The sequence below is a fragment of the Lyngbya sp. PCC 8106 genome (genome assembly GCF_000169095.1).
Taxonomy (GTDB): Bacteria; Cyanobacteriota; Cyanobacteriia; order Cyanobacteriales; family Microcoleaceae; genus Capilliphycus.
On the sequence record NZ_AAVU01000101.1, the window covers coordinates 1 to 1857 of the forward strand.

The following is a 1857-nucleotide window of genomic DNA, read 5'->3' on the forward strand; positions in this document are numbered from 1 at the left end:
ATTCTTCCTATCCCCAGAACTCTAGGATTGCTCTTGTTTGTTTTTATCCGTTTCCGATGCAATTGCCCGACTCGGACTAGCAGATAACATTCCCGCAGAAGAACCCGTTGCATGATTCCCAGAGCTATCTATCGACATGGCTTTAATTTGTCGCATCAGACTCGCCATTTCCAGAGCATTCATTGCATATTCCCATCCTTTGTTACTCTTGATTCCCGCCCGTTCTAGAGCTTGCTGCATGGTGTCTGTCGTGACAATTCCAAAGATCACGGGAGTCCCGGTTTGAAATCCAGTTGCGGCAATTCCTTTTGAGACTTCGGAGGCGACATAATCAAAATGAGGGGTTTGTCCCTTAATCACTGCCCCTAAGCAAATAATCGCATCGTAACGCTGAGTCAACGCCAACTGATGAGCAACCAGAGGCACCTCAAAACTACCCGGAACCCAAACATAATCAACTTGTGTTCCTTGAGGATCAGGATCGACCCCATGTCGTTTGAGGCAATCTTGACACCCTTCTAACAACTTAGTCGTAATTAAATCATTAAAGCGACCAATGACGATCGCAAACTGGAGGGAGTCGGTTTGAGTAAAATTTCCTTCAAAAACTGTCATGCTGATCGTTTTAAATTTCAGTTAGATACGGGTCAGAGGTTAATCTTTGGGTGAGTTTAACCTCTAACCCCCACAGAATCGATTAAACTACTAAATAGTTTAAGACTCCCACAAGCAGAACTAAAACAATCCAGAGTCCTGAACCCACGAACAATAGAGGCTTAGATTGGCTCCAGTTTTGAGGGGAAGCATAGGCAAAGGGAACGCCAACGACCATAACAAACGAGAGAATAACCAAAGCCGCTAAAAAGAATTGAAACAAAATTGTTAACATTGTGTTCTCCCAAACGAACAAGTTAGTAAAGACAACAAGCAATGAGAGCTGATACAAACCTTAAACTGACTCTCATATAGTTAAGCTACCAGAAATTGCCCCTTCTCGGGAACCGTTATTCTCAATCACCTAAAACAAATCAAGACCACTCAAAATATTGTCCACTTTCGGATCAAAATCTACAAGGTTGAGAGAGCCTTCTAGCGAGAACTTAGTGTTCCCCCTGGCTCGTTCTTTGAGCGGCTTGGGCGACTGTTTCCACATCGTCGCTTGCTAGTTTTTGTAGAGTTTCTTCTGCTTCTTGAGTCACCCCTAGATGAATCAGGGCTTGAGCCACTCGGTGCCGAATTTGCCAGTCAGGGCTAGAGGCAAATGGAAGCAGTAGGGGAATTCCCCTTTGATCTCCGAGTTCTCCCATTGCTCCAATCGCCACGGTTCGGATTAGATCATTATCTCCTTGGAGAGCATCTTCTAGCAATTCAAATCCCCGAGGTTCTCCAAGTTCTCCCAATGCAGCCACAATACTGAGTTTAATCAACCATTCAGAGGTATTGTGATAAACTTGGTGCAAATCATCAAACGCTTCCCGTAATTTTAGCGCTCCAATGGCATCAGCGGCGGCAGCCTTGACATCCGCTTCTGGATCTTTAAGTAAACATTCACGTAACAGTTCCAAAGCTAGGGCGTGATCTTGTTGACCCAAACTTGAGAGTTGGCTAACTGCGGCATAGCGGACTCGGGTATCACGATCAATGACTGCGGGTTGAATCAGTTCAAAAGCTGTTTTAGGTTCAAGCTGACGTAATTGATTCACTCCCCGTAAGCGATCGCCCAAATCTTCTGAACTGAGCAATTGTTGAACGGATTCAGGAGTAATGCTCATGTTGTTAAAGGTGTTTTTTTATTAGAAGTTTGTTCTAATCAATTCCAGGATTGAGTTTAGACTTAAAATCCTATCATCTTCGAGA

At 44.1% G+C, this 1857-nt stretch carries 3 protein-coding genes; all 3 read right to left on the minus strand.

Annotation, left to right across the window (positions count from 1 at the left end):
- Positions 1-21: 21 nt before the first annotated feature.
- The 3 genes from ribH to nblB all read right to left on the minus strand — a co-directional run bounded on the left by ribH (position 22) and on the right by nblB (position 1772).
- Complete coding sequence (gene ribH / locus L8106_RS29055) at positions 22-615, minus strand: 6,7-dimethyl-8-ribityllumazine synthase (RefSeq protein ID WP_009788165.1); 594 nt, start codon at positions 613-615, stop codon at positions 22-24.
- 82 nt (positions 616-697) lie between these two features.
- The gene (gene psbZ, locus L8106_RS29060) at positions 698-889 is read right to left on the minus strand and encodes a photosystem II reaction center protein PsbZ (RefSeq protein WP_009788166.1); all 192 of its coding nucleotides are present in this window, start codon (positions 887-889) and stop codon (positions 698-700) included.
- Positions 890-1100: 211 nt separating this feature from the next.
- On the minus strand, positions 1101-1772 hold the full coding sequence (nblB, locus tag L8106_RS29065) for a phycobilisome degradation protein NblB (RefSeq protein ID WP_009788167.1): 672 nt from the start codon (positions 1770-1772) through the stop codon (positions 1101-1103).
- Positions 1773-1857: the final 85 nt, after the last annotated feature.

Bases quoted from the DNA above. Each gene is read 5' to 3' on its own strand.
- ribH (WP_009788165.1), bottom strand. From the start codon at position 615: ATGACAGTTTTTGAAGGAAATTTTACTCAAACCGACTCCCTCCAGTTT.
- psbZ (WP_009788166.1), bottom strand. From the start codon at position 889: ATGTTAACAATTTTGTTTCAATTCTTTTTAGCGGCTTTGGTTATTCTC.
- nblB (WP_009788167.1), bottom strand. From the start codon at position 1,772: ATGAGCATTACTCCTGAATCCGTTCAACAATTGCTCAGTTCAGAAGAT.